Raw genomic sequence first — 23650 nt, 5'->3', positions numbered from 1 at the left:
CCAGTGTGGCACCGTTTGGTGGGTGAACAAGCCACGCGTCCCGCTGCTGCAGCAAGGCGACACCGTCGCGATCGTCTCGCCCTCGGGCCCGCCCGACGCCGTCCGGCTCGCGCGCGGCGTCGAGCGGCTGGAGGGCCTCGGGTTCAAGGTCGTCGTGGGCGCGCACGCGCACGACCGTCAGGAGCTCGACTACCTGGCGGGCTCCGACGCCGCCCGCGCCGCCGACCTGCAGGAGGCGTGGTGCGATCCGGCCGTCTCGGCGGTGTTCTGCTCGCGCGGCGGGTACGGCGCCGCCCGCCTGCTGGGCCTGCTCGACTGGGACGCCATGCGCGCCGCCGGGCCGAAGGTGCTGCTCGGGTCGAGCGACGTCACGGCGCTGCACCAGGCGTTCGCCGTCGAGCTGGGCGTGCCCACGCTGCACGGGCCGATGCCGGCCTGCCAGACGCTGGCCGACGAGGAGGGCGCGGAGCCGCGCACGCTGGAGAGCCTGCGGGCCGCGCTGTCGGGCGCCCCGCTGCCCGTCTCCGGTGACCTGGTCCTGGCGCCCGGCCGGGCCGAGGGGGTGCTGACCGGCGGCAACCTGTCGCTGCTCGCCTCCCTGTGCGGCACCCGGCACCGCCCGTCGTTCGACGGGAAGATCGTCCTGCTGGAGGACATCGGGGAGGAGCCGTACCGGATCGACCGGATGATCACCCAGTTGCTCCAGGCGGGGGCGTTCGGCGGGGTGCGCGGCGTGGTGCTCGGCTCCTGGGTGGACTGCGGCGACCCGTACGCCGTGCTGCGCGACCGGCTCGTCCCGCTCGGGGTGCCCGTGCTGGCCGGGCTCGCGGTCGGCCACGGGACACCACAGATGAGCGTGTGGCTGGGAGCGCTTTGTGGTATCGATACCGAATCGTGCTCCCTGACTGGCTCGATTCGGGATGAGCAGCAGGCAATGTAGGAGAACGCATAGGGACGAATCCGGCAGAGGGGACACGGCGGCGTGGGGTTGTTCAGGCGTCACCGCTCGCGCAGGCCCGTCGAGGACGTCGACCTCGACTCGCTGCTCTCCCTGGTCGCCGACTCCCTCGGCTACGCCTGCGACTTCTCCCGCGACGGCGCCACCCTCAAGCTCAGGGGTGAGCGCGTCATCACCGTCAGGCTCACCGGGCTGCGCCGCGAGGCCGGGCGCAGGGCCAGGGAGGACTGGCCGGTGCTGGTCTCCGAGCACCTCGCCCACGCCGTCGCCGGCGCGGGACGCACCCCTGACGTCTGCGACCTGCGCCAGGCCAGGCCGCTGCTGCGCACCCGCGTCGAGTCGGTGGACGACGTCGCCGACCTCAGCAGGGTCGTCGGCCGCCACCTCAACGCCGACCTGGTCGAGCTGCTCACCGTCGGCTCCCGCGCCGTACGCCCCGAGGAGGCGGGCTGCTGGCCCCTGCCGTCGGCGCGGGCGCTCGACCTGGCCGCCTCCAACGTCCGCAGGGACGAGCGCCTGCTCGTGGAGCGCATCGAGCTGTCGGGGACGCCCGTCACCCGCCTGACCGGGCGCACGCCGTCCACCGCCACCCATCTGCGCTGGCTGGGCGACTACCTGCCCGTCCCGGGCGACGGCGCCCTCGTGGCGCTGCCCGACCCGTACACGCTGCTCGTGCACCCCGTGGACGGCATCGGCGTGGTGCGGGCCATCGAACGGCTGCGCGTGCACGCGGCCCGCACCGGCGGGCTCAGCTCCCAGGTGTACTGGTGGCACCGGGGACGGCTCACCCTCATCAAGGCCGACATCGTCTCGCAGCACGGCCAGACCAGGCTCGTGGTCGCGCCGCCGCCGGAGTTCGCCCGGGTCCTCGCCCGCCTCGCCGTCTAGCGGGACGCGCGGGGCTGGGGGCGCAGGCCGTCGAAGGCGAGTTTGCGCACCGCCTCGGTCAGCTCGGCCGCGCCCGTGCGCCCGTCGGGGCGGTACCACTCGACCAGCGAGTTGACCATGCCGAACAGCAGCCGGGCGACCAGCCCTGGATCGACGTCGGGCCTGATGTCGCCGTCGGCCTCCGCCTCGGACACCAGCCTGGCCACCAGCCGGTCGAACTCCCGCCGCCTGGCCAGCGCCCGCTGCTCCACCTCGGTGTTGCCGCGTACGCGCAGCAGCAGCGTGACGAACGGCAGCCGCTCGACCAGCACCTCGACGCTGGCCTGCACGAGCCGCTCCAGCTTGTCGATGGCCCGCCCCGGCATGGCCGTGGCCTCGGCCGCCGCCGCGAACAGGCCGTCGAGCGCGTGGTCGACGCCCATGCGCAGCAGTTCGTCCTTGCTGGCGACGTGGTGGTAGATGGCCGACTTGGTGATGCCGAGCTTCTTGGACAGGTCGTCCATGCTGGTGCCGTCGTAGCCGCGCTCGTTGAACACCTGGACGGCCACCCGCAGCAGCGACTCCTTGTCGTAACCGGGGCGTCCGCGCCGGGCGGGCCGGCGGTTGTCCAGGGTGGCCATGCGCACCAGTATCGCAGCGGCCGCCTCCCGCCTTGATACTGACCGAACGGACGGTTAAGGATAGGTCCATGGCAGGAGGCAGGATGAGTGAGGTCTTCGTGGTCGACGGGGCGCGTACGCCCCAGGGCCGGTACGGCGGCGCGCTGGCCGGGGTGCGCCCCGACGACCTGGCCGCACTCGCCGTGGGTGAGGCGGTGCGCCGGGCCGGGGCGCCCCCCGAGGTCGTGGACGAGGTGATCCTGGGCGCGGCCAACCAGGCGGGCGAGGACAACCGCAACGTGGCCAGGATGGCGGTGCTGCTGGCCGGCCTGCCCGACGAGGTGCCCGGGTACACGGTGAACCGGCTGTGCGCGAGCGGGCTGACCGCCGTCGCGTCGGCCGCGCAGGCGATCCGCTCCGGCGAGGCGGACGTCGTGGTGGCGGGCGGCGTCGAGTCGATGACGCGGGCGCCCTGGGTGATGGCCAAGCCGGGCACGCCGTGGGCGCGTCCCGGCGAGGTGTCCGACACGTCCCTCGGCTGGCGTTTCACCAACCCGCGCTTCCTCGCGGCCGACCGCCGCGTGCCCCCGGACGCGGGCCCGCAGGCGCGGAAGGTGACGCTGTCGATGGGGGAGACGGCCGAGGAGGTGGCCGCGCTCGACGGCGTCACCCGCGCCGACTCCGACGCCTACGCGCTGCGCAGCCACGAGCGGGCGCTCGCCGCCACCGACGCGGGCAGGTTCGAGCGTGAGATCGTGCCGGTGCCCGTCCGCGACGGCGAGGTACGCGTGGACGAGGGGCCGCGCCGCGGCTCGTCGCTGGAGAAGCTGGCCGCGCTGCGCCCGGTCTTCCGCGACGGCGGGATCGTCACGGCGGGCTCGTCGTCGCAGCTGTCCGACGGCGCCGCCGCGCTGGTGCTGGCCGGTGAGGACGCCGTCGCCCGCCACGGCCTGACGCCGCGCGCCCGCGTGGTCGCCGCCGCCGCGGCGGGGGTGCCGCCGCACCTCATGGGTCTCGGCCCGGTGCCCGCCACCGAGAAGCTGCTCGCCCGCACCGGGCGCCGCGTGGACGAGATCGGCGCGGTCGAGCTCAACGAGGCGTTCGCCGTGCAGAGCCTCGCCGTGATCAGACGGCTCAAGCTGGACGAGGACCGCGTCAACGCCGACGGCGGCGCCATCGCCCTCGGCCACCCGCTGGGCTGCTCGGGCGCCCGGCTGGTCGTCACCCTGCTCGGCCGCATGGAGCGCGAGGACGCCCGCCTCGGCCTGGCCACCCTGTGCGTCGGCGTCGGCCAGGGCGTCGCGATGCTGCTGGAGCGCGTGTGAGCGGCGGCGCGGGGTACGAGACCCTGCTCGTGGAGGAGCGCGACGACCGGGTCGTCGTCACGCTGAACAGGCCGCGGGCGCGCAACGCGATCAACGCGGCCATGGTCGAGGAGCTGCACGCCGTCTGCGCCGGGCTGGAGCGGCGGCCCAGGCTGCTGCTGCTGACCGGGGCGGAGGGCGTGTTCGCGGCCGGGGCCGACATCCAGGAGCTGCTGGAGCGGGGCAGGGAGGAGGCGCTGGCGGGCATCAACAGCCGGCTGTTCGACCGGGTGGCCCGCCTGCCGATGCCCACCGTGGCCGCCGTGGACGGCTACGCGCTGGGCGGCGGCGCCGAGCTCGCGTACGCGTGCGACGTCAGGCTGGCGGGGGAGTCGGCGGTGTTCGGCAACCCCGAGCCCGGCCTCGGCATCCTGGCCGCGGCGGGCGCGTGCTGGCGGCTGGCGGAGCTGGCCGGCGTGTCCGTGGCCAAGCAGGTGCTGCTCGGCGGCAGGCGGCTGGACGCCGCCGAGGCGCTGCGCCTCGGCCTGGTCGCCGAGGTCGTTCCTGACGGCGAGCTGCTGGGCCGGGCGCACCGGCTGCTCGACAGGATGGCGCGGTCCGCGCCGGGCGCGCTGCGGCTGACCAAGCTCGTCCTGGACGCGAGGGGGCCGCATCCGCTGGCGGACGACCTGGCGCAGGCGATCCTGTTCGAGAGCGAGGAGAAACGCGACAGGATGCGGGCGTTCCTGGACAAGGGGGCGTCCTCGTGAGCGCAGCGGTGCAGCCGGACGGGGTCGTGAGCGGAGCGGTGGAGCGGGGCGGCGACGTGAGCGGAGCGGTGGAGCGGGGCGGCGACGTGAGCGGAGCGGTGGAGCGGGGCGGCGTCCCCGGCGTGGTGGGCGTGATCGGCGGCGGGCGCATGGGCTCCGGCATCGCCCAGGTGTTCGCGGCGCTGGGGGCGCGCGTCGTCGTGGTGGAGCCCGAGGAGCGGGCCGCCCGGGAGAGGGTGGCGTCGGGGCTGCGCAGGGCCGCCGAGAAGGGCTCGCTCGACGGCGACCCCGCGGCGGTGCTGGAGCGCGTGGCCTTCGCCGCGAGCCCGGCGGAGCTGCCCGCGACGGCGGAGCTGGTCGTGGAGGCCGTCCCCGAGCAGGCGGGGCTGAAGGCGGAGGTGCTGGCGGCGGCCGAGGAGGCGGTGGCCGGCGACGCGGTGCTCGCCACGAACACCAGCTCCCTGTCGATCGACGAGCTGGCCGCCGTGCTGCGGCGGCCCGAGCGGTTCCTCGGCCTGCACTTCTTCAACCCGGTGCCGGCGTCGCTGCTGGTCGAGGTGGTGGTGGGCGCCGCGACCTCCGGGTGGGCGCGCGACCGGGCCAGGGGGTGGGTGCGGGCGCTGGGCAAGTCGGAGGTGGTCGTCGCCGACTCGCCGGGCTTCGCCACCAGCCGGCTGGGCGTCCTGCTGGGCCTGGAGGCGATCAGGATGCTGGAGGAGGGCGTCGCCGACGCCGCCTCGATCGACAGGGCGATGGAGCTCGGCTACCGCCACCCGATGGGGCCGCTGCGCTCGACCGACCTGGTGGGGCTGGACGTGCGCCTGGCCATCGCGGAGTACCTGCACGGCAGGCTGGGCGAGCGGTTCGCGCCGCCCCGGCTGCTGCGGGAGAAGGTCGAGCGGGGGGAGCTGGGCCGCAAGACGGGCCGCGGCTTCTACGACTGGGACTGACCCGGCGCCCCGCCTTCCCCGCCCCGCCTTCCCCGCCACGCCCGCCCGGTGCGTGCCTTCCCAGGGCGGGGGCGCCCGGTTAGAATTACTGACTGAACGTACGGTCGGTAATTCAGGAGGGAGGGCCGCGTGGTCACTCCGCTGCGCAGTTACGTGTCGGGCGGCTGGCAGGCGCCGTCGGACGAGGGCGTCCCGCTGACGGACGCCGCCACCGGGGAGGAGGTCGCCCGCCTGTCCGCGTCCGGCATCGACCGGGCGGCGGCGCTGGCGTACGGCAGAAGGGTGGGCGGCCCGGCGCTGCGGGAGCTGACCTTCCACCAGCGGGCGGCGATGCTCAAGGCGCTCGCGCTGCACCTGCGCGAGCACCGCGACGAGCTGTACGCCCTGTCGGCCCGCACCGGCGCCACCCCCGCCGACTCCCGCATCGACGTCGACGGCGGCATCGGCGTGCTGCTGTCGTACGCGAGCAAGGGCAAGCGGGAGCTGCCCAACGACACCGTGCTGGTCGAAGGCCCGGTCGAGCCGCTGGGCAAGGGCGGCACGTTCGCCGCGCAGCACGTCTGCACCCCTCTGCGCGGGGTCGCCGTGCAGATCAACGCGTTCAACTTCCCCGTCTGGGGGCCGCTGGAGAAGCTCGCGCCCGCGTTCCTCGCCGGGATGCCCAGCCTGATCAAGCCGGCCGGCCAGACCGCCTACCTCACCGCCCGCCTGGTCGAGCTGGTCGTGGAGTCGGGGCTGCTGCCCGAGGGCAGCGTGCAGCTGCTGTGCGGTGAGGCGGGCGACCTGCTCGACCACCTCACCGAGCAGGACCTCGTGGCGTTCACCGGGTCGGCGTCCACGGCCGAGCGGCTGCGCCACCACCCGGCCGTCACCGGCAGGTCCGTACGCTTCAACGCCGAGGCCGACTCGCTCAACTGCGCGGTGCTCGGCCCCGACGCGCGCCCCGGCACTCCCGAGTTCGACCTGTACGTCGGCCAGCTCGTCACCGAGATGACCGTCAAGGCCGGGCAGAAGTGCACCGCCATCCGCCGCGCGCTCGTCCCCGCCGGGCTGCTCGACGCCGTGGCCGAGGCCGCGCGCGAGCGGCTGGCCGCGATCACGGTCGGCCACCCGGCGCACCCGGACGTCCGCATGGGCCCGCTGGCCGGACTCGAACAGCGCGAGGAGGTGCGCCGCTCGCTCAAGGCGCTGCTGGCCGCCGCCGCGATCGTGCACGGCGACCCCGACAGGGTCGAGGTGGTCGGCGCCGACGCCGGGCGGGGCGCGTTCCTGCCGCCGATCCTGCTGCGCGCCGACGACCCGGAGCGCGGCGAGGTCCACGAGGTCGAGGCGTTCGGGCCGGTCGCGACGCTCATGCCGTACCGGTCGGCCGACCACGCGGTGGAGCTGGCCGCGCGCGGCCGGGGCAGCCTGGTCGGCTCGGTCGTCACCGCCGACCCCGCCTTCGCCCGTCAGGTGGTGCTGGGCGCCGCGCCCTGGCACGGCCGGCTGCTCGTGCTGAACGCGGAGGACGCGCGGGAGTCCACCGGGCACGGCTCGCCGCTGCCCATGCTCGTCCACGGCGGCCCGGGGCGCGCCGGGGGCGGCGAGGAGATGGGCGGCGTACGGGGCGTGCTGCACCACATGCAGCGCACCGCCGTGCAGGCCGGGCCGTCGATGCTGACCGCGCTGACCGGCCGGTGGGTGCCGGGCGCGCCGCGCGACGAGGGCGTGCACCCGTTCAGGAAGCCGCTGCGCGAGCTGAAGGTCGGCGACACGGTGGTGGCGGGCCCGCGCACCGTGACGCTGGAGGACATCGAGCACTTCGCCCGGTTCACCGGCGACACCTTCTACGCCCACATGGACGAGGAGGCCGCCCGCGCGAACCCGTTCTTCGGCGGCCGGGTGGCGCACGGCTACCTGGTGCTGTCGTTCGCGGCGGGGCTGTTCGTCTCGCCCGAGCCCGGCCCCGTGCTGGCCAACTACGGCCTGGAGAACCTGCGCTTCCTCACCCCGACCTTCCCCGGCGACGAGCTGACCGTGCGGCTCACGGCCAAGCAGATCACTCCGCGCGAGGACGCCGACCACGGCGAGGTGCGCTGGGACACCGAGGTCACCAACCAGAAGGGCGAGGTGGTCGCCCGCTACGACGTGCTCACCCTGGTGGCGAAGCGATGAGCGGCGCCACGGAGCAAGGAGCGGAGTCGTTCGAGCGGGCGATCGAGCGCGACCAGCGGATCGAGCCGCGCGACTGGATGCCCGACGCCTACCGCGGGACGATGGTCAGGCAGATCGCGCAGCACGCGCACTCCGAGATCATCGGCATGCAGCCGGAGGGCGCGTGGATCACCCGCGCCCCGTCGCTGCGGCGCAAGGCGATCCTGCTGGCCAAGGTGCAGGACGAGGCGGGCCACGGCCTGTACCTGTACTCGGCGGCCGAGACGCTGGGCGCCGACCGCGCCGACCTGACGGACAAGCTCATCTCGGGCCGCCAGAAGTACTCGTCGATCTTCAACTACCCGACGCTGACCTTCGCCGACGTCGGCGTCATCGGCTGGCTGGTGGACGGCGCCGCCATCTGCAACCAGGTGCCGCTCTGCCGCACCTCCTACGGGCCGTACGCGCGGGCCATGATCCGCATCTGCAAGGAGGAGTCGTTCCACCAGCGGCAGGGCTACGAGCTGCTCATGACCATGATGCGCGGCACGCCCGAGCAGCGGGAGATGGTGCAGGACGCCGTGGACCGGTGGTGGTGGCCGTCGCTGATGATGTTCGGCCCGCCGGACGCCGAGTCGGCCAACACCGCGCAGTCGATGGCCTGGAAGATCAAGCGGCACACGAACGACGAGCTGCGGCAGCGGTTCGTGGACATGACCGTCCCCCAGGCCGAGGCGCTGGGCGTGCGCCTGCCCGACCCGGAGCTGCGGTGGAACCCCGAACGCGGCCACCACGACTTCGGCGAGGTGGACTGGGCCGAGTTCCGCCGCGTGGTCGGCGGCGGCGGGCCGTGCAACGCCGAGCGGATCGCGGTGCGCAGGGCCGCCCACGAGGAGGGCGCCTGGGTGCGCGAGGCGGCCGCCGCGTACGCCGCCAAGCAGGCGGCGCGGCGGGACGCGGAGCAGGGACGAGAGGGGGAGGCGGCGTGATCGCGGGCGACTGGCCGCTGTGGGAGGTGTTCGTGCGCGGCAAGCGCGGCCTCAACCACGTCCACGCCGGCTCGGTGCGGGCAGCGGACGCGGAGATGGCCCTGCGCAACGCGCGCGACCTGTACACGAGGCGCAACGAGGGGGTCAGCATCTGGGTGGTGGAGGCGGCGCGCATCACCGCGTCCAGCCCGGAGGAGAAGGACCCGTTCTTCGCGCCCAGCGGCGACAAGATCTACCGGCATCCCACCTTCTACGACATTCCCGATGATGTCCCACACATCTGACAACGCGTTGCACGCGATCATCGAGGCGACCGGGGACCTCGGCTTCCGCGACCCGCTGGCCGGGGTGGACTCCCGGCTGCCCGAGGGCGCCGCGCCCGCCGACCTGGCCGCGTACTGCCTGATGCTGGGCGACGACGCGCTCGTCATGTCGCACAGGCTCCAGCAGTGGTGCACCCGCGCGCCCGAGCTGGAGGAGGAGGTGGCGCTCGCCAACATCGCGCTCGACCTGCTCGGCCAGGCCCGGCTGCTGCTCTCGCGCGCCGCCCAGATCCGGAACGGCGCCGGGGACGCCGGGCGGGGCACCGCGGAGGGCGCGGCCGCCGGGCGGTGGGACGAGGACCGGCTCGCCTTCTTCAGGGACGCCGCCGGGTTCCGCAACGTGCGCTTCGCCGAGGCGCCCCACGACGACTTCGCCCACGCGATGGTCCGGCTGCTGGTGTTCTCGGCCTGGCGGCTCGCGCTGCTCGACCGGCTCTCCTCCTCCCGCGACCCGGTGCTCGCGGCCGTCGCCGCCAAGGGCGTCAAGGAGGTCGCCTACCACCGCGACCACGCGGCGGGCTGGACCGTGCGGCTCGGCGACGGCACCGAGCTGTCGCACCTGCGCGCCCAGCGGGCGTGGGACGCCGTGCTGCCGGAGGCCGCCGAGCTGCTGCACGTCCACGAGGTGGAAGGGCGCCTGGCCGCGGCCGGGGTGGCCGCCGACCCCTCCACGGCGCGCGGCGAGCTGGAGGACGTCCTGGCCAGGGTCGCCGAGGCCGCCACGCTGCGGCACCGCCCGCCCGGCCGGGCCCCGGACGGCGGCACCGGCCGGTACGGGGTCCACACGCCCGAACTGGACTCCCTGCTCGCCGAGCTCCAGGAGGTCGCCCGCGCCCACCCGGAGGCGACGTGGTGACCGGCCGCCGTTCGTCGGGACAGGCCGGGCGGCCGGCGGCACCGGCAGGGGAGACGGCCACCGGGCGGGCCAGGGAGGTCGCCGCGAGCGTGGCCGATCCCGAGCTGCCCATGCTGACCCTGGCCGACCTCGGCGTCCTGCGCGACGTGCGCGAGGAGCCCGGCGGCGGCGTCACCGTGACGATCACGCCGACCTACACCGGCTGCCCGGCCGTCGAGGCCATGCGTGACGACCTGCGGGCCCGGCTGCTGCGCGAGGGCTTCACCGGGGTGGAGGTGCGGGTGGTCCTCGACCCGCCGTGGACGAGCGACTGGATCAGCGCGTCCGGCCGCCGCAAGCTGGAGGCCGCGGGCGTCGCCCCGCCCGGCCCCGCGCCCCGCCGCGCCCCCGGTCCCGTCCCCCTCACCCTGGGCCCGCGCCCGCCCGGCCGGGGCGTGCGCTGCCCCCGCTGCGGCTCGGGCGACACGGCCGAGCTGTCGCCGTTCGGCGCGACCGCGTGCAAGGCGCTGTGGCGCTGCCGGGCCTGCGCCGAGCCCTTCGAGCGCTTCAAGGAGATCTGACCGTGACCGTGCTCGACACCCGCCCGGCCCGCTCCGGCTTCCACACGCTGCGCGTCGCCGCTGTCGAGCGGCTGTGCGAGGACGCCGCCGCCGTCACCTTCGACGTGCCCGGCCACCTGGCCGGGGCGTACGCCTTCCGCGCCGGGCAGTTCCTCACCCTGCGGCGCGTCGTGGACGGGCGCGAGGAACGGCGCTCGTACTCGATCTGCGCGCCCGAGGGCGCCGCGCCGCGCGTCGGGGTGCGCGAGGTGCCGTCGGGGCTGTTCTCGTCGTGGCTGGTCAGGCGGGCGCGGCCGGGCGACGAGGTCGAGGTGCTGCCGCCGTCGGGGACGTTCACGGCCGACCTGACCGCGCCCGCCCACCACGTCCTGATCGGCGCGGGCTCGGGCATCACGCCGCTGCTGTCGATCGCCGCGACCGCGCTGCGCGAGCGGGGCTCGCGGGTCTCCGTCCTGTACGGCAACCGGGCGAGCAGCACCGTGATGTTCGCCGACGAGCTGGCCGACCTCAAGGACGCCCACCCGGCCCGCTTCGACCTGGCGCACGTGCTGTCGAGGGAGCCGCGCGAGGCCGAGCTGTTCACCGGCAGGCTGGACGCCGCCCGGCTGGGGACGCTGCTGCCCCTGCTCTACCCGGTGGCGGAGGTCGGCCACTGGTGGCTGTGCGGTCCGTACGGGATGGTGGCGGGGGCGCGGGAGGCGCTCGCCGGGTTCGGGGTGCCGGGCGAGCGCGTCCACCAGGAGCTGTTCTACGTGGAGGACGCGCCGCCGGAGCCGCGTCGCCACACCGATCCCGAAATTTCGGGACTCGCGAGTGATGTCACCATTGTTCTGGACGGCCGGTCCACCACCGTCCGCCAGCCCCGCGACGCCACCGTGCTGGAGTCGGCCCAGCGGCTCCGCCCCGACCTGCCGTTCGCCTGCAGGGGCGGCGTCTGCGGCACCTGCAGGGCCAGGCTCACCGGCGGCCGGGTGGAGATGCGGCGCAACTTCGCCCTCGACCCCGCCGAACTGGCCGCCGGTTACGTCCTGACCTGCCAGTCCACCCCGGCCACCGACGAGGTCACCCTCGACTTCGACACCTGACCCGCCCCCTACACCTCCCGGCACGGCTCCGCCTCCGCGCCGGCGGGCAGCTCCCGCACCTCCGCGGGCGTGAACGCGCGCCCGGCGAGCACCCGGCACAGATGCCGTACCCAGTCCTGCGGCCGGGCGGACATGAGGCGGGTTTCGCCCGCCCGGTACAGCAGCCGCTCGCCGTCACGGAACAGGGTGACGTGGCCCGGCGCGTCGTTCAGTCGGGGGATGGCGAAACCGGCGTCGTAGACCAGGTCCGGGTTCGCCTGCTGAAGCAGGAACAGGTCGTAGGCGCGGCCCTCCTCCGGACCCTCTGGCTTCGAGGACTCCGGTTGTCCCGGCGCAGACAGCCGCCAGCTCGTGAAAGGCCGGTCCTCCGTGGTCTCGTACGTCACCAGCCGGGTCAGGTCGGGACTGGCCGCCACCACGGTGAGCTGGTCGGCGCCCGGCAGGACGTGGCTGCGGGTGACCCGGCCGAGCGCCAGGTCCCAGCGCTCCACCGTACGGGTCGCCGGGTCGGAGACCAGGACGGCGCCGCCGTCACCGCTCGGCAGCAGGCCGGGCCCGGGCACCCCTGGCTGCGGCGCTGTCAGGGCCGGCAGCCGCCTCCGCAGGTCCAGACCCGGCCCCGCCTGACGCAGCGGCGCGGTGTCCCACGCGCTGACCAGGCCCCCGGCGAAGGCCACGAGGCGGCCGCCTGCGACGGCGTGCAGCGCCAGCGGCATGGCGGGGTCAGGATCGGCCGGCAGCGCGGCCGACCCCGTGGGCCGCAGGTCCGGCACCGACAGCAGCACCAGGTCGCGGGAGTCCGCCCTGAGCACGGCGACCTCCCCGCGGCCGGCCACCGGCGCCACCCGGGTCTCCGCCTTGTCCTCGGTGGGCGGGCCGCTGCCCACCGTCGGGAGCCGCTCACCGGCGAGCAGCCCCGACGTGGCGTCCCAGGCGCGCACCCGCCCGTCGTCGTCGGCCGTGATGACGTACTTCCCGTCGCCGGTCACCGCGCTGTCCAGCGCACGGTACGGGTTCGCGCTGATCGAGCGCGCCACGGGGAACCTGACGATGCCCGGCTGGCCGGTCGCCCAGATGCTCCAGCGCCCCTCCTCGCCGGTGACGAGCAGATCCTGCGCGCCGTCGCCGGGGGCGCCGAGGATGCGCCGCTCCCGCAGATCCACCAGGACGTGCGGGAGAAGCAGCAGCCTTCCTCCGTGCGTGAGCGCGCCGGAGCCGGACACCTCGCCGCATCGCAGCGGGGGGAACAGGGCGTCGGCGCCGTCCCCGCCGGTGCGCAGGTCCACGACGCGTACCCTGCTGCCCGTGCCGGAGTCCCTGCAGATCGCGACCGCGGTGTCGGCGTGGCCGAACGCGGCGGGCAGGCGGAGCGTGCGGGCCGGGCGGGTGGCCCGGGGCTCGAACACCAGCAGCCTTCCGCCGGTCAAGGCGACCGACAGCAGGCCGTCGCGGGCGATGCGCAGCGTGACGGCCGCGCCAGGCAGCGGAACATCGTGGGACCGGCGCCGGCGCAGGTCCCAGACCGTGACGCCAGGCGTGTCGCCGGCCTGCACGGCCACCTGGCCGCCGTCAGGGGCGAGGGCGACCAGCGCCCGCGTCCCGGGCGCCGGGCGTGGCGAGGTGACCTTGTCCACCAGCCGGCGGTCGCGGGGGTTCCACAGCTCGACGGTGCCGTCGTCGGTGACGATCGCCAGCAGGCGGCCGTCGGGCGTCAGCGCCGCTCCGATCACCCATGAGGACACGGAGATCCGCTCAGGCAGGGGCGGGCCGGACTCAGGCCGCCAGATCCTGACCTCGCGGCCCACGGCCTGCAGGACGAGATCGCCGCCCTCGCTCGCGAGGACCGTCGAGGCGGTGACGGCCGAGCCGGACAGGCCGCGGTCCTTCGTGACGTGATCGGCGTAGCGGTTGAACAGGGCCTGCCGGGCCTCGGGCCGGTCGGGGTCGCTCGCGTAGGCGGCCAGCGCCTCCAGGATGCCGAGGTCGGCCCGCGGTGCGTAGTGCAGTTCCGATCTGCCCGCGAGGACGCGTGCCGCGGACGCCCGCAGCTGTTCCTGCCCGGACAGGTAGCCGCGGTAGACCAGTAGGCCGAGGACCATGCTGGCCACGAGCAGGGCCGTCAGGGTCACCTGCCGCCGCCGTGCCGCGCGCCGGGCGCGGTCCGCCTCGGACAGTGCGGTCGCGATGAACGCGCGCTCGGCGGGCCGGACGTCCTCGCCGCGGCGTTCCAGCCACGTCAGCGCCGCGTCCAGGTCGGTGCCGCGCGGCAGCAGGTCCTTGTCGGGCCGGGCCGTCCACCGTTCGAGCGCCTGCTGCAGTTCCGAGTGCCAGACCCGGAACGGATGGTCGGCCTCCACCCAGCCGCGCAGCCGATCCCACCGGGTGATCAACGACTCGTGGGCCAGGCGCAGCGTCTGCACGCCCTGCGGGCCTTCGGCGGCGACGAGCAGACGGGTGGCCGCCAGGTCCTGGCCCAGCCGCCACTCCTCCTCGCCGAGCAGTTCCCTCGGAAGCACGGCGCAGGTGGGCTCCTGCCCGTGCGCCTGGCGCACGAGTTGGAGGAGCAGGGAGCGGGCGCGCGGCCGGTCCTCGTCCCGCAGCTCGCCCCAGACGCGCTCGGCGTACGCCGCGACCGCGCCCTCGACGCCGCCGAGCCGCCGGTAGGTCTCGTGCCTCAGCCGCCCGCCCCGGCTCTGGTCCCAGAGCAGGGTGAGGGCGAACTCCACGAGCGGCAGCGCGCCAGGCTCGTCGCCGACGGCATCGAGGATGCGGTCCACCAGCCCGGGGTCGAAGGCGACGCCGCCGACGCGCTCGACGGGGCCTTCGATCGCCTCCCGTAACCGGTCCCTCCCGAGCGGCCCGACCGGGTACAGCGCGTCACGCTGCACCTCGGCGAGCCCCGGATGCTCCAGCAGCCTCCCGGCGAAATCGGCACGCAGCGTGACAAGCACATGCGTTCCCGCGGACGGCGTCCGCAGCGCCGGCAGCAGCGCGGCCACGAACTCCTCGTGCGGATGGCGCGAGGTGTACACCTCCTCGAACTGGTCGATGACCAGCACCACCAGCTTCGCTCCCGAGCGCTCCCGCAGCCGCCGGACCACTTCGACGATCTCTCCGTCGCGCAGCACGCCCACCAGCGCGGGGATGGCCGCCACACGGGCCGTCTCGCCCGTGTCCGGCTCCAGGACGGGCAGCAGGGCGGCGGCGAGTGCGGACAGGGGAGTGCGCCCCTCGGACGGGCGCAGAGTGAGCACCAGGACGCCGGACCGGGCTCGCAGGCGGGGCAGTAGCCCTGCCATGACCAGCGACGACTTGCCGCTGCCTGAGGGGCCGAGAACCACGGTCAGTCCCGGCCCGGACACCCGGGTGAGAAGCTGGCGGCTCTCCTCCTTCCGCCCGAAGAAGACCTCGGCGTCGCCCTCGCCGAACGCCTCCAGTCCACGGTACGGCGAGCTGCCGTGGGCAAGGCCGCCCAGCCAGGGCCAGGCGGTCGTCAGCACGTCGGCGGGTATGACGCCCGCCTCGCCCTTCGGGTGGCCCTGGGCCGCGACGATGCCGACGGCGGCGTCCAGCACGTCGTCCCAGACGACGGCGCCGCTGAACCCGCGCCGCAACCGGCGTGTTCCGTCACCCTGCTCCACCTGGAGCCGGCCGTCGGCGAGCCGGGCGAGCAGCCGCCCCGACGCCCAGACCCCGCTTCCCGTGCGCCCTGGCGGGAAACCGAGCACCCGGAAGGAGTGGCCCCAGTGCGCCGGCGCGGTGACCAGGCGGGTGGGGGCGGCCCCCGGCGGCGGCGGCGCGTCCAGCCGCAGCCCGGCCACATCGCGTGCGGCGTCCCAGGCCACCACACGTGCGGCGACCGGCTCGTACGACTGCCCGAGCAAGGGGAAGTCGACCATGACAGGACCGGCAGGCCGTGCGTCGCCGCGCAGGCCGAGCGCTGCGCTGACCACATGTGCGCAGGTGACGACCTCGCGCGACCCCACCAGGCAGCCTCCGCCCCACACGCCGGCACGGCCGGTGACACGGACGGCTGAGGCGCGCAGCGCCCCCTCGGCGTCGGCCGGCTGTTCCGCCCCGGCCGGCGCCGGATTCGCGGTGTCCCGCACGGCGGGTGGCGGGCCCTGGTCCGGCGGCGTCTGCTCGGGCGCCGGCTGGACGGGCGGCCGTTGACCCTGCTGCAGCAGGGAGTACGCCGTCGCGAACAGCCCCGCCGTGCCGAGGAGGAGGCTGCCTACGCTGGCTCGTTTGTCCAGGACGTCGAGCAGCTCTGGAGGCAGGCCCAGCGGATCGGCGAAGAACATGATCAGGCCGGCCAGGAGGAACAGGACCGAGACGAGCCCGACGGCCCGCATGATCGGACGGCGCGCGGAGCGCCGGCCGTCAGGGTTGTGCTCGCGAGAGGACGACACCTTCCCAGGGTGTACGGTCCGGGCCCGGCTCGCTCCTGCTTCCCGTCGGCCCGTTATCCGATCGATCACTGATGCCCGGCCGCTCGCTCCCCGGCGGGAGCACGGGTTCCTTCACCAGGGACCCACCGCCCGGGTGACCGGCGGGGCGGTCGCCGCTACACCGACCAGGACGGGCGGTTGTTCAGCTCCTCGGGGACGAACCCGGCCGTCCTCTTGTAGCTCATCGCGATCTCCTCCAGCTCGGCCCGCGGGATGACGTCCTCGATGTCGGAGAACCCCTGCGGGGCGCGCTGGTGCGCCAGGCGCAGGACCGCCTCGGGCCCGTCGCCGCGGTTGGAGCGGACGATCTCGCTCGTGACCGGCCGGCGCAGGCTCTCGTAGTGCGCCACCCCGCGTCCCGTCGCCAGGGCGTGGGCCAGGACGCGGGCGTCGATGATCGACTGGGTGCCGCCGTTGGAGCCGGCCGGGTACATGGGGTGCGCGGCGTCGCCGAGCAGCGTGACGCGGTCGGTCGACCAGTACGGCAGCGGGTCGCGGTCCACCATCGGGTACTCGTACACCGCCTCGGCGGCGGAGACGAGACCGGGCACGTCGAGCCAGTCGAAGCGCCAGTCGGCGACGTGGTGGAAGAACGTCTCCAGCGCCACCTGCCGGTTCCAGTCGCCGCGCGGCACGGTCTCCGGCGCCTTGCGCTGGATCACCCAGTTGATCAGCACCTGGCCGTCCGGCTCCGGGGGAGCGATGGGGTAGACGACGACCCGCTGGGTGTCGTCGCCCGCCATCAGCATGGACGTGCCGGTCATGAACGGCTTGGCGTACGTGGTGCCGCGCCACAGCACCTGCCCGCTCCACACCGGCTCCCCCTCCTCGGGGAACAGCGCCGCCCTGACCGCCGAGCGGATGCCGTCGGCGCCGACCAGCAGGTCGGCGTCGTGGTCGAGCCCGGTGACCGGGGAGCCGGTGACGACCGCGCCGGGGCCGAGCCGCTCCTTGACGGCCTCCAGCAGCATGAGCTGGAGCCTGCCGCGGTGGACGGAGTACTGCGGCCAGGCGTACCCGGCCGCGGCGCCGCGCGGCTCCGACCAGATGAGACTGCCGTAGCGGTTGACGTAGGTGATCTCGGATATGGGCACGCCGATCCGTGCCAGGCGCTCGCCCAGTCCGAGCTCGACCAGCTCGCGCACGGCGTGCGGCAGGATGTTGATCCCGACGCCGAGCGGGCGGATCTCCTTGACGGCCTCGTGGACGACGACGTCCGTGATGCCGGCGGCGTGCAGGCTGAGGGCGGTGGTGAGCCCTCCGATGCCCGCTCCCGCGATGATGACGCGCATGGGTAAGACCTCCTCGGAGCCGTCCCGATCTTGCCCGGTCTGCCCAGTATGTTCAAGATCTCGGAGCGGCTGCAGCCGGATGCAAGGTCGTTCCAAGCCGTCGCGCCTACATCTGAGGGGAGTCGAAGGAGAGGAGGCGCGATGCGCACGGTGGGCTGGGCACTGGTCCTGGCGGGGGCGCTCGTGACGGGGGCGCCGACGGCGGCGCGGGCGGCGGTGCACACCGAGGCGGGGGACCGGGCGTACGACATGGGGACGATCTCGTCGTCGTCCGGGCACGTCGGCCGGGCCACGGCCAGGGTGTGGATCAGCAGCTTCAGCGAGAAGCACTTCCAGGTGTACGGCAGCCTCCACGACCGCGACCGGCATCCCGGGCACTGCGCCTCGATCCGGGCGCGGTTCCACTACCTCGGGGGAGGGACGGGCTGGTCGCCGGCGCGCAGGCACTGCGCCTCGTACGGCAAGGGCCGCGCGGGCTACCTGTTCGAGTCGAGGAGCGCGATCAGGCGGGTGGACGTGCGGATCTGCGTGGCCGACGGCCTCCGCGGCCCGACCTCGTACTGCCGGACGCTGACCGTCAGGGACGAGGACGTCGCCTGGTGAAGGCCCGCGCCGCCGGGATGGGGCGCGGGGTCAGGCCAGGAGACGGGCGGCGATGGTGGTCCAGTCGTCCTCGGGCTCCTCGGCCTGGCGTTCCATGATCTGGTCGGCCGCCGCCGCGAACGCCTGCAGCCCGCGCAGCAGTGCGATGCGCCCCGCCGGGGGCATCTCGCTCAGCACGCGGGCCAGGTCGGAGCGGCGGCGCTGCTCCAGCTCCTGCACCAGGGCCCGCCCCGAGGGGGTGAGCGTGAGCGTGAGCTCGCGCTTGTCCTCCTCGCTGTGCGAGCGCCTGACCAGCCCGGCCGCCTCCAGCCGGTCGCACAGCCGGCTGGCCGAGGACGGCACGATGTTCAGCGTGGCGGCCAGCCGGCCCAGGTTGACCGCCTGGTGCCGCTCGATCGCGAGCATCGCCTGCAGCTGGATGGACGACACCTTCGTGGCGAACGCCTGGCGGGAGCGGCCCCACACGGCCACCAGCGCCGCCGCCTCCCGCTCGATGACGGCCCACTCGGCCGGAGGCAGGCGGCCGACATCGGACTGCGACGTTTCGGCGGTTGGAACGGGCTGATCCTGCACGTCGGTATCCACTCGATGAGGTGGTGCGGGCCATGGGCGGACTGCCTGGAACCCCTATGAATGGAATTATCCCGTCTTCGTGTCAGGGGTCCAGTCGAGGCAGACGACGACAGCATCATCGACCACTTCCGTGCCCCGCCGGAAGTCCAGCAGGCCACGGATCATCGTACGCACGGCCTCGTCGGCGGGCTGCATCCGGGTGGATTTCACCAGGCCCCGCAGCGTCCCGCCGAACTCGGCGCCCGCGTGCGAGCGCGTGGTGTACACCCCGTCGCTCGCGACGATCAGGCGGTCGCCGGGGGCCAGGTCGAGGTGCTGCTCGGTGTAGGCGGTGTTGCCGAACATGCCGAGCGGGAGCTGCTTGTCCAGCTCCACCTCGCTCACCCGCCCGTTGCGCATGAGCAGCACCCGGGGCGACCCCGCGTCGACCATGGTCACGTGGCCGGTGGTGGCGTCGAAGCCCAGCAGGAGCGTCGAGACGTGCCTGCCGCCGCCGTACTGGGCGTAGATCGCCTCGTCGGCGAGCCCGGCCTGTTCCTCCAGCCCGGCGCCCGAGCGGCGGGCGTTGCGCAGGGCGGTGATGGCCAGGGTGGTCAGCAACGCGGCCTCCATGCCCTCGCCCATGCCGTCGGTGACCGAGAGCATCAGCTGCCTGGGCCCGCAGGTCCAGTCGAAGTTGTCGCCGTAGACCTCGTAGGCGGGTTCGAGCTGGCCGGCCAGACGGTACCCCTCGCCCTGGTGCCCGCAGCCGGGCAGCAGCCCCCACTGCATCTCGGCGGCCAGGGTGAGCCTCGCCATCCGGCGTGCCCGCTGGTAGCGGTCGGTGATCCGGTCGGCCCCCCGCAGCGCGTGGCCGAGCGCGGTGGCGATCTGCGCGAGGTCGTCCAGCGCCGCGGCGCCGGGCGGCCCGGTGAAGCGGACCCGCAGCACGCCGATGCGCTCGCCGTCGGCGCTGACGGGGAAGTGCGCGAGGCGGTCGCCGTCGAGCTGGGTGAGCTGGGCGGCGAAGCACCGGCCCGCCGGCGTGCCGTCGATGGTCACGCCGGGTGCTCCCGGCGGCAACGGATCGAGCACGGGACGCAGGGCCACCAGCGCGTAGTCCGCCAGCAGCACCTCCATCTCCTCGATCGCGAAGTGGAGCGTCACGGCGTCTCGCAGCGCCTCCACGACTGCGTACGGCGCGGCGGCGCGCATCGCCTGCTGCACCGCGTAAACCCCTTCGGGAACGGTTCCCACCGTTGTCCTCTTCTCCATAGCGCGGTGCTTAAGCAGCCGACGAAATTTGCACAATAGCAAACATTCCGTACGGTGATCCTCTGCCACCAGGCAAGGGGGATCTCGCCGGCTATATATTTGCCACACGACAAGTAAGGGCTGCGGGGCGGGAGAGATTTCCATGCTGGGTGACATGGCGGAGAGCCGCCCCCGGGCCGGGGAGAGCCGGGAGGAGGCGCTCCCCGCGCGGCCGCGCCACGCGCACCGCACGACCTTCCGTGAGCTGGAGGACCTGCTGTGCCCGCCGCTGCCCGACCTCGACGCGGTGGAGCTCGCCGTCCACTACGCCTCGGCCGAGGACGACGCCCCCACCGGCGGCGACCTGTACGACGTGCTCGTGCTCCCCGGCGGCGACCTGCACGTCGTCGTGGTCGACGCCGCTGGGCACGGCGTCACCAGCACCAGGGCCGCGCTCGACGTCATCCACGCCGTGCGCGTGCTCGCCCTCGACGGCTGTCCGCTGGAGACCCTCGTACGGCGCGTGGGGGAGATCTTCCGGCCCGTCCACCCCGACCTCGTCGCCACCGTGCTCGTGGCCAGGCTCGACGTGCGCCGCGGCGTGCTGCGCGTCGCCACGGGCGGCCATCCGCCGCCGCTGGTGGTCGCCCCGCAGGGGCCGCCCGCGTACGCGCCGGCCACGGGACGCGGCGTCGGCTACCCCGACCCCGGCAGCGACCTGGTCGCCGAGTGCCGGCTGGAGCCCGGCACGCTCGTGCTGTTCTACACCGACGGCCTGGTGGAGGCCACGCGCGACCTCAACGCCGGCCTCGACCGCCTCGCGGAGCTGGCCGGCGAGCACCGGGCGCTGCCGGTGCGCGAGCTCGTCGACACCGTCGTGGCCGTGCTGCACCGCAGGGTGCTGCACAGCGACGACACGGTGCTCCTGGCGCTGCGCTGGACGCCGTGACCTGGCGCCGGGTCAGCCGGTGCGCCACCCGTAGGTGATGAGGAGGTTGCGCGCCTGCTCGGCCACGGCGTGGTCGGCGTACACCTCGTAACGGTCGGCCACGAGCGCCTCCCGCGACAGGAAGTCCCGCCGGCCGGGGGAGGCCGCGGAGACGGTCAGGCCGAAGACGGCGCCGAGTATCGCGCCGTACAGCAGCCCGGCGACGGCCAGGGCGGCGCTGCCCGCGAACACGCCGAACAGCAGGCTCGCGACCGCGCCGAACAGGGCGCCGGTGGCCGCGCCGCCCGCGACGGCGCGCCTGCGGCTGAACGGCCCGAGCACCGTCTCGACCAGCCGCAGGCCGGTGCCGACGATGCTGGTGCGCTCGATGGGGAAGGAATGGTCGGCCAGGAACCTGACGGCTCCGCGGGCCTGCTCGTACGTCGGGTAGGAGCCCACGACGGCCCGGTGCTCCACGTCCGCCGGTGAGCTGATGGGAAGCATCGCGGTTCTCCTTTCTGGGGGAAACCTGCTCTTATAAGGAGGTTTCCCCGTCAGGGGCGCGCGAAGCGCGGGCACGCGGGGCCAGCGCGTCGGAACGGCGCTTCATGGCACCGCTTCATGGCACCGCTTCAGGGCACCGCTTCAGGGCACCGCTTCACGACACCGCTTCACGACACCGCTTCACGACAGGGCGCGGGCGGCGTGGATCAGGGGGACGTGGCTGAACGCCTGCGGGAAGTTGCCCACCAGGCGGCCGTAGCGCGGGTCGTACTCCTCAGCCAGCAGCCCGAGGTCGTTGCGCAGCTCCAGCAGGCGCTCGAACAGCTCCTTCGCCTCGCTCTTGCGCCCCTGCATGGCCATCACCTCCACCAGCCAGAAGCTGCACGCGAGGAACGCGCCCTCGCCGCCGGGGAGGCCGTCGACGTCGTTGTCCTCGGCCAGCGGGTACCGCAGCACCAGGCCGTCGGACAGCAGCTCCTTCTCGATGGCGGCGACCGTGCCCACCATCCTCGGGTCGTCGGCGGGCAGGAAGCCCACCATCGGCATCATGAGCAGGGCGGCGTCCACCTCGGTCGAGCCGTACGACTGGGTGAAGGTGTTGCGGTCGGGGTCGTAGCCCTTGGCGCAGATCTCGGCGTGGATCTCGTCGCGCAGCCTGCGCCACTCGTCCACGGGGCCGGAGCGGCCGAAGATCTCCACGTAGCGCACCGCCCGGTCGAACGCCGCCCAGCACATCACCTTCGAGTGGACGAAGTGCCTGCGCGGGCCGCGCACCTCCCACAGGCCCTCGTCGGGCTCGTCCCAGTGGGCGGCGACGTACTCGAGGAGGTGGCGCTGGATCGCCCAGGCGCGCTCGTCGGCCGCCAGGCCGCGGCTGCGCGCGACGAACAGGCAGTTCATCACCTCGCCGTACACGTCGAGCTGGAGCTGCTGCACCGCGTCGTTGCCGATCCTGACCGGGCGGGACTGCTCGTAGCCGTCGAGCCATTCGAGGCGCAGCTCGCTCAGGCGGCGCTCCCCGGCGACGCCGTACATGATCTGGAGGTCCTGGGGGCGTCCGGCGATGGCGCGCAGCAGCCAGCTGCGCCAGGCGGCGGCCTCGTCGAGGTAGCCGGAGCTGATGAGCGCGTCGAGGGTGAGCGTGGCGTCGCGCAGCCAGCAGAAGCGGTAGTCCCAGTTGCGCACCCCGCCGAGGTCCTCGGGCAGCGACGTGGTGGGCGCGGCCACGATGGCGCCGGTCGGGTCGTACGTGAGGCCCTTCAGCGTGATGAGCGACCGCACCACCGCCTCCCTGTACGGCCCCTCGTAGGTGCAGCGGCTCACCCAGTCGGCCCACATGGCCTCGGTCTCGGCGAGCTGGTTCTCGCAGTGGATCTGCGGTGGCATCGGCTCGTGCGACGGGTGCCAGGTGAAGATGAACGGCAGCCGCTCGCCCGCCTTGACGGTGAACGTCGCCCGGTGGGCGTAGTCGCCGCCCCTGAGCGGGACGGGGGAGTGCAGCCAGGCGGAGTCGGGGCCCCCGATGGCCTGCAGGTGGCCGTCGGTGCGGCGCACCCAGGGCACGATCCTGCCGTAGTCGAAGCGGACCCGCAGCTGCGTGGACACCTCCACCTCGCCGGAGACGCCCTCGACGACGCGCACCACGTCGGGGCTGCGGTCGCGCGGGGGCATGAAGTCGATCACCCGGACGGTGCCCGTGGGGGTGTCCCACTCGCTCTCCAGGATCAGCGTGTCGGGCCGGTACCGGCGCCTGGTGGCGGGCCGGCGCTTCCCGGCCGGGCCCATCCACCAGTGGCCGTTGCGCTCGCTGCCGAGGAGGGCGGCGAAGCAGGCGGGGGAGTCGAACCGGGGCAGGCACAGCCAGTCGATGGAACCGTCCCTGGCCACGAGCGCGGCCGACTGCATGTCTCCGATGAGCGCGTAGTCCTCGATCCGCATGCTTCGACGCTACTCGACGCCGCCCCGCCTGACAGCGGGCTCCCCGCTCCGCGTGACGCTCAGGTGAGGGGGAACCAGCGGGTGAACAGCTGGGTCAGCGGCCCGATGGCCAGGGCGAACACCAGCGTGCCGACGCCGACCGTGCCGCCGAGCAGCCAGCCGGCGGCCAGGACGGTGATCTCGATGAGGAACCGGGCGAGCCGCACCGACAGCCCGAGCCTGACCAGGCCGGTCATGACCCCGTCGCGCGGGCCCGGCCCCATGCCGGCGCCGATGTACAGGACGGTGGCCAGCGCGATCGCCACCACGCCGAAGGCCACGTACGCGGCCTGGAGCGCCAGGTGGTGGGGGGTGGGCAGGAGGAGGATGGCGGCGTCGGCGAACAGGCCGAGGAAGACGACGTTGCTGATCGTGCCGAGGCCGGGCCGCTGCCGCAGCGGGATCCACAGCAGCATCACCAGGGCGCCGATGGCGATGATGACGGTGCCGATGGACAGGCCGGTCCTGATGCCGAGGCCCTGGTGGAAGACGTCCCACGGGTCGTTGCCGAGGCCGGACTCGACCTGGAGGCCGATGCCGGTGCCGTACAGGGCCAGGCCGCCGTAGAGGCGGACGAGCCTGGCGGGGAGTGAACCCAGTCGCGGGACGGTCGCTTCGCTCATAGTGGTCCCACGATGGCAGGGTTCCTGGTTGCCTCAACAGAGCCAATC

The 23650-nt window shown here is 74.2% G+C and carries 21 protein-coding genes; 13 read left to right on the top strand and 8 right to left on the bottom strand.

What is annotated here, in order from left to right:
• The first annotated feature begins 22 nt into the window (after positions 1-22).
• Positions 23-940: a S66 peptidase family protein gene (locus BMX74_RS19315; protein WP_256257024.1), complete on the top strand. Its 918-nt coding sequence runs from the start codon at positions 23-25 to the stop codon at positions 938-940.
• Positions 941-982: 42 nt separating this feature from the next.
• A complete protein-coding gene (locus BMX74_RS19310) occupies positions 983-1846 on the top strand; it encodes a hypothetical protein (protein ID WP_055500970.1) in 864 nt (287 codons plus the stop codon).
• Here the strand turns inward: BMX74_RS19310 and BMX74_RS19305 are convergent.
• Entirely contained in the window at positions 1843-2466 is a 624-nt protein-coding gene (locus BMX74_RS19305) for a TetR/AcrR family transcriptional regulator (protein ID WP_055500971.1), read from the bottom strand. The two genes, BMX74_RS19310 and BMX74_RS19305, sit on opposite strands and share 4 nt — an antisense overlap.
• An 83-nt stretch (positions 2467-2549) precedes the next feature.
• On the opposite strand from BMX74_RS19305, the gene BMX74_RS19300 reads away from it, so the two are divergent.
• The 9 genes from BMX74_RS19300 (at position 2550) to paaE (ending at position 11418) form a co-directional block, all read left to right on the top strand.
• The gene (locus BMX74_RS19300; protein ID WP_091101911.1) at positions 2550-3770 is read left to right on the top strand and encodes a thiolase family protein; all 1221 of its coding nucleotides are present in this window, start codon (positions 2550-2552) and stop codon (positions 3768-3770) included.
• Positions 3767-4519, top strand: coding sequence for an enoyl-CoA hydratase/isomerase family protein (locus tag BMX74_RS19295; RefSeq protein WP_091101909.1), 753 nt, complete (start codon positions 3767-3769; stop codon positions 4517-4519). The genes BMX74_RS19300 and BMX74_RS19295 overlap by 4 nt, the downstream gene beginning before the upstream one ends.
• An 86-nt stretch (positions 4520-4605) precedes the next feature.
• A complete protein-coding gene (locus BMX74_RS19290) occupies positions 4606-5469 on the top strand; it encodes a 3-hydroxyacyl-CoA dehydrogenase family protein (protein ID WP_256257037.1) in 864 nt (287 codons plus the stop codon).
• 129 nt (positions 5470-5598) lie between these two features.
• The gene (gene paaZ / locus BMX74_RS19285; RefSeq protein WP_091101906.1) at positions 5599-7626 is read left to right on the top strand and encodes a phenylacetic acid degradation bifunctional protein PaaZ; all 2028 of its coding nucleotides are present in this window, start codon (positions 5599-5601) and stop codon (positions 7624-7626) included.
• Complete coding sequence (gene paaA / locus BMX74_RS19280) at positions 7623-8594, top strand: 1,2-phenylacetyl-CoA epoxidase subunit PaaA (RefSeq protein ID WP_091101904.1); 972 nt, start codon at positions 7623-7625, stop codon at positions 8592-8594. Before paaZ ends, paaA begins: the two co-directional genes overlap by 4 nt.
• Positions 8591-8878 carry a 1,2-phenylacetyl-CoA epoxidase subunit PaaB gene (paaB, locus tag BMX74_RS19275; protein WP_218153997.1) on the top strand — a complete coding sequence of 96 codons (288 nt, stop codon included), beginning with the start codon at positions 8591-8593 and terminating at the stop codon, positions 8876-8878. Before paaA ends, paaB begins: the two co-directional genes overlap by 4 nt.
• Positions 8862-9773: a 1,2-phenylacetyl-CoA epoxidase subunit PaaC gene (gene paaC, locus BMX74_RS19270; protein WP_256257023.1), complete on the top strand. Its 912-nt coding sequence runs from the start codon at positions 8862-8864 to the stop codon at positions 9771-9773. Before paaB ends, paaC begins: the two co-directional genes overlap by 17 nt.
• Positions 9767-10333: a 1,2-phenylacetyl-CoA epoxidase subunit PaaD gene (paaD, locus tag BMX74_RS19265; RefSeq protein ID WP_091101899.1), complete on the top strand. Its 567-nt coding sequence runs from the start codon at positions 9767-9769 to the stop codon at positions 10331-10333. Before paaC ends, paaD begins: the two co-directional genes overlap by 7 nt.
• Complete coding sequence (gene paaE, locus BMX74_RS19260) at positions 10330-11418, top strand: 1,2-phenylacetyl-CoA epoxidase subunit PaaE (protein WP_201784532.1); 1089 nt, start codon at positions 10330-10332, stop codon at positions 11416-11418. The genes paaD and paaE overlap by 4 nt, the downstream gene beginning before the upstream one ends.
• A gap of 8 nt (positions 11419-11426) precedes the next feature.
• On the opposite strand, the gene BMX74_RS19255 is transcribed toward paaE, so the two are convergent.
• Positions 11427-15830 (bottom strand): nSTAND1 domain-containing NTPase, encoded by a 4404-nt coding sequence (locus tag BMX74_RS19255; RefSeq protein ID WP_091101898.1) that lies wholly within the window; start codon positions 15828-15830, stop codon positions 11427-11429.
• 155 nt (positions 15831-15985) lie between these two features.
• Positions 15986-17161 carry a flavin-dependent oxidoreductase gene (locus tag BMX74_RS19250; RefSeq protein WP_055500977.1) on the bottom strand — a complete coding sequence of 392 codons (1176 nt, stop codon included), beginning with the start codon at positions 17159-17161 and terminating at the stop codon, positions 15986-15988.
• Between the two features lie 141 nt (positions 17162-17302).
• On the opposite strand from BMX74_RS19250, the gene BMX74_RS19245 reads away from it, so the two are divergent.
• Positions 17303-17764 carry a hypothetical protein gene (locus tag BMX74_RS19245; RefSeq protein WP_091101895.1) on the top strand — a complete coding sequence of 154 codons (462 nt, stop codon included), beginning with the start codon at positions 17303-17305 and terminating at the stop codon, positions 17762-17764.
• A 30-nt stretch (positions 17765-17794) separates the two neighbouring features.
• Here the strand turns inward: BMX74_RS19245 and BMX74_RS19240 are convergent, their stop codons facing one another.
• Both BMX74_RS19240 and BMX74_RS19235 read right to left on the bottom strand, forming a co-directional pair.
• The gene (locus BMX74_RS19240) at positions 17795-18337 is read right to left on the bottom strand and encodes a MarR family winged helix-turn-helix transcriptional regulator (protein WP_063791930.1); all 543 of its coding nucleotides are present in this window, start codon (positions 18335-18337) and stop codon (positions 17795-17797) included.
• A 66-nt stretch (positions 18338-18403) separates the two neighbouring features.
• Positions 18404-19573, bottom strand: a complete 1170-nt coding sequence (locus BMX74_RS19235; RefSeq protein ID WP_218153996.1) for a PP2C family protein-serine/threonine phosphatase — start codon at positions 19571-19573, stop codon at positions 18404-18406.
• A 160-nt stretch (positions 19574-19733) separates the two neighbouring features.
• Between BMX74_RS19235 and BMX74_RS19230 the strand changes: the two genes are divergently transcribed.
• Positions 19734-20519: a PP2C family protein-serine/threonine phosphatase gene (locus tag BMX74_RS19230; protein ID WP_091101891.1), complete on the top strand. Its 786-nt coding sequence runs from the start codon at positions 19734-19736 to the stop codon at positions 20517-20519.
• Positions 20520-20531: 12 nt separating this feature from the next.
• Here the strand turns inward: BMX74_RS19230 and BMX74_RS19225 are convergent, their stop codons facing one another.
• From BMX74_RS19225 to yczE, 3 genes are all read right to left on the bottom strand, one after another.
• A complete protein-coding gene (locus tag BMX74_RS19225) occupies positions 20532-21002 on the bottom strand; it encodes a general stress protein (protein WP_055500981.1) in 471 nt (156 codons plus the stop codon).
• A gap of 180 nt (positions 21003-21182) precedes the next feature.
• Positions 21183-22940, bottom strand: coding sequence for a glycoside hydrolase family 15 protein (locus BMX74_RS19220; RefSeq protein ID WP_055500982.1), 1758 nt, complete (start codon positions 22938-22940; stop codon positions 21183-21185).
• A 59-nt stretch (positions 22941-22999) separates the two neighbouring features.
• Entirely contained in the window at positions 23000-23602 is a 603-nt protein-coding gene (yczE, locus tag BMX74_RS19215) for a membrane protein YczE (RefSeq protein ID WP_091101888.1), read from the bottom strand.
• Between the last annotated feature and the right edge of the window lie 48 nt (positions 23603-23650).

The organism is Nonomuraea pusilla (assembly GCF_900109355.1).
GTDB lineage: Bacteria > Actinomycetota > Actinomycetes > Streptosporangiales > Streptosporangiaceae > Nonomuraea > Nonomuraea pusilla.
This window is presented reverse-complemented; position numbering and strand designations above follow the sequence as displayed.